3 protein-coding genes and 1 pseudogene are annotated in these 3715 nt (G+C 69.2%); all 4 read left to right on the top strand.

Annotation, left to right across the window (positions count from 1 at the left end; translation table 11 throughout):
* A pseudogene (locus tag AC6EI8_RS25260) lies at positions 1–720 on the top strand (hypothetical protein); the annotation flags it as partial.
* A gap of 46 nt (positions 721–766) precedes the next feature.
* The gene (locus AC6EI8_RS25255) at positions 767–1969 is read left to right on the top strand and encodes a patatin-like phospholipase family protein (RefSeq protein WP_226108178.1); all 1203 of its coding nucleotides are present in this window, start codon (positions 767–769) and stop codon (positions 1967–1969) included.
* A gap of 174 nt (positions 1970–2143) precedes the next feature.
* Positions 2144–3007 carry an acyl-ACP desaturase gene (locus AC6EI8_RS25250; RefSeq protein WP_149317322.1) on the top strand — a complete coding sequence of 288 codons (864 nt, stop codon included), beginning with the start codon at positions 2144–2146 and terminating at the stop codon, positions 3005–3007.
* A 25-nt stretch (positions 3008–3032) separates the two neighbouring features.
* On the top strand, positions 3033–3527 hold the full coding sequence (gene rfaE2, locus AC6EI8_RS25245; RefSeq protein WP_149317603.1) for a D-glycero-beta-D-manno-heptose 1-phosphate adenylyltransferase: 495 nt from the start codon (positions 3033–3035) through the stop codon (positions 3525–3527).
* The last annotated feature ends 188 nt before the right edge of the window (positions 3528–3715 follow it).

Below are 3715 nucleotides of genomic sequence, written 5' to 3'. Positions count from 1 at the left end.
CCGAGCGATCTGGCCGACATGGCCGAGATGGAGACCACGCCCGATTACGACGAGGACGAGGACGAGGGCCCGGACAGCCCGGACCAGGAAGCGCCGCCCGAACGCCGAGGGGAACGAGCGGAACAGCCGGGGCCACGCGCGGGACAGCAGGCCGGACAGCGGGCCGGGCAGCAAGCTGGCGCATCGCAGTCCGGCGGCGCCTCGCCGCCCCCGCAGGCCAATCTGTGGTGGGACATGCTGCAGCAGCAATTCAATCAGATCGCGAGCAGCGCGGCCGCCGCGAGCCTGGCCTCGCTGAACAATCTGGGCGCCTTCGGCGCCGGCCAGCCGGGAACCGGGGCGGCGGCCCAGGGCAGCGGCCAGGCGGGGGCCGCTGGCGCGAGCGAACCGGAACAGCCGGCGCCGTCCGGCAAGGGCAGCGCGAAGCCGACGGCCAAAGGCCGCTCCAAACCGGCGGCGAAGGCGGCAGGCAGCAGGGCGACACGCGCGGCAAATGACGGCCCCCCCGACGGCACCCCCGGCGGGACCCGCGGAGGCGGCGCGAAGGCGGGTGCAAAAGCGGGGGCAAAAGCGGGCACGAAGGCCGGCACGAACGGCACCTCCCATGGCACCTCGAATGGCGCCTCGAGTGGCCCCTCGCATGGCCCCTCGAATGGCGCCGCGCCCGCCGGCAAGACCGCGAAGCCCGTGCGCCGCCGCAAGGCCAACAACGGACACTGACAGCGGAGGCGCCTTGGCAGCGAGCAAGACCACCGCGGTGATCCTGATGGGCGGCGGCGCGCGCGCCGCCTACCAGGCCGGCGTGCTGCGCGGCATCGCCCGCATCGCCGCCCGCCATGGCGTGGGCACGCGCAATCCCTTCGAGATCATCTGCGGCACCTCGGCCGGCGCGATCAACGGCGCCGGCCTGGCGATCGACGCCGGCGACTTCGATCGCGCCACCGAAACGCTGGCCGCGCTGTGGTCCAGCATCCATGCCGAGGACGTCTATCGCACCGACGTGCTGCGCGTCGGCATCTCGGGGGCCCGCTGGCTCTCCGCGCTGGCGGTCGGCTGGGCGCTGCAGCACGCGCCGCGCGCGCTGTTCGACAACAAGCCGCTGGACAGCCTGCTGAGCGAGCTGTTCGATCCCGACCGTGTGCAGGGCAGCCTCGATGCCGGCCATCTGCAGGCGCTGGCCATCACCGCGCTGTCGTATTCGACCGGCCGGCACGTGACCTTCTACCAGTCGCACCGCCGCATCCAGCCCTGGCGGCGCAGCCAGCGCATCGCGGTGGAGGCGCGCATCGGCGTCGATCATCTGCTGGCCTCGTCGTCGATCCCCTTCCTGTTTCCCGCCACGCCGCTGGAACTGGACGGCCACCACGAGTGGTTCGGCGACGGCACCATGCGGCAGATGTCGCCGCTGTCGCCGGCCATCCACCTCGGCGCCTCGCGCATCCTGGCGATCGGCGCGGCCTCGGCGCCGCGCGCCGGCGGCTACGACACCGTGCCGGCGGGCGGCTACCCGTCGCTCGCGCAGGTCGGCGGCCAGGCGCTGGCCAGCATCTTCCTGGACGGCCTGTCGGCCGATCTCGAGCGGCTGCAGCACATCAACACGCTGCTGACCCGCATGCCGGAGATCGCCAACGATCGCGAAGGCTGGCGCCCGGTGCAAGTGATGACGATCTCGCCGAGCGAGCCGATCGAGTCGCTGGCGATCGAACACGTCAAGCGGCTGCCCCGCACCGTGCGCGCGCTGCTGGCCCCGCTCGGCGGCACCGAAGCCAAAGGCGCGGCATTTGCTAGCTACCTGCTGTTCGAGCCCGAGTTCACGCAGGCGCTGATCGCCCTGGGCGAGCGCGATGCGCAGGCGCAGGGCGACGAACTGGCCGCTTTCCTCTACGGTGTGATCCCCGGCACGCCGGCCGCGAGCCGCGCGCCGGCGACCAGCGAGGCAGGCTCTCCGCCCGCTTCGGCGCTGGCCTGACGCTGTTTTGCGGATTTTCACAGTGCCGACAGCTTGCTGTGGCAGGCTGCCGCCGGGTCCGCCCTTGGCAAGCGGCATCGAACCGTTCGCGCGGCAACTTGCGGACGGCCAGCAAAAGGTCTATAGGAATGATTCGCATCTGGTAGAATCTGCCCGTAATTTCAAAGGCTTACCATGCTCTACCCCGAACTGTTCAAATCGCTGGAAGCGGTCCGCTGGCATATGGACAAGGACATCCCCTGGGATTCCTTCGACGCCAGTCTGCTGACGGACGATCAGGCGAAAACCATCCGCATGAACGCGATCACCGAGTGGTCCGCCCTGCCGGCCACCGAAATGTTCCTGCGCGACAACCGCCACGACTCCGACTTTTCGGCGTTCATGAGCGTGTGGTTCTTTGAGGAGCAGAAGCATTCGCTGGTGCTGATGGAGTACCTGCGCCGCTTCCGCCCGGATATGGTCCCGACCGAGGAAGAACTGCACGCGGTGCGCTTCGAATTCGATCCGGCGCCGCCGCTCGAAACGCTGATGCTGCATTTCTGCGGCGAGATCCGCCTGAACCACTGGTATCGCCGTGCCGCCGAATGGCACACCGAGCCGGTGATCAAGCATATCTACCGCACGCTGTCGCAGGACGAGGCTCGCCACGGCGGCGCCTACCTGCGCTACATGAAGAAGTACCTGAACCAGTTCGGCGACAACGCGCGCTCGGCCTTCGCCAAGATCGGCGTGCTGATGGCGTCGGCGCGCCGCACCGAGAAGCCGCTGCACCCGACCAACCTGCACGTCAACAAGGCCCTGTTCCCGAACGACACCGTGCAGTCGCGCCTGCCCGATCCGGACTGGCTCGAGCACTGGCTGGACAAGCAGATCCGCTTCGACGAAGGCTGGGAGAAGAAGGTCATCGACCGCATCCTGCACAACATGTCGCTGTTGTTCGAGCGCACCTTCGAGACCGTGCAGGACCTGAACCGCTATCGCAAGGAACTGAACGCGCGGCTGCAGGCCAATGGCGGCGCCAAGCCCGCCGAAGCCTGATGCCGGCGCCGTCCTTGCGATGACGCTGTCTCCTCCGGCCTTCGAGGCCAAGCTCGCTTCGACCGACGATCCCCAGGCGCTGCAACGGCGCCTGGCGGCCCTGCCGCGCCCGATGGTCTTTACCAACGGCGTGTTCGACATCCTGCATCGCGGCCATGCCACCTACCTGGCGCAGGCGCGCCAGCTGGGCGCCTGCCTGGTGGTCGGCGTCAACAGCGACGCCTCGGTACGGATGCTGGGCAAGGGCGACGATCGCCCGCTCAATGGCGAGGCCGACCGCATGGCGCTGCTGGCCGCGCTCGAATCGGTCGATCTGGTGCTGATGTTCGGCGAAAAGACGCCGGTCGAGCTGATCCGGCTGGTCCGCCCCGACATCTACGTCAAGGGCGGCGACTACGAGATCGATACGCTGGAAGAGACCCGGCTGGTGCGCAGCTGGGGCGGCCAGGCTTACGCGATCCCCTTCCTGCACGACCGCTCGACCACCAAGCTGCTGCACAAGGTCAGGCAGGGCGGCTGAACCTGCGGGCTGGGCCCTGCGGACCGCGGCCGTGGTTCCGCGTTGAACGGTGCCCGCGTTCGGCCCTGTTCGGGCGGCGTTCAACCCGCGTTCAGCGCCCTCGCTGCTGCGCCGCCATCACCGACAAACCCAGCAACACCAGATTCTCGTGCCGCTCGAACGGCAGCGTCAGCGCGCCGGCCAGCGCC

The sequence above is a fragment of the Cupriavidus sp. R6-3 genome, assembly GCF_059772245.1.
Note: the sequence above shows the minus strand (reverse complement) of the source record. Positions and strands in the feature narration are given on the sequence as shown.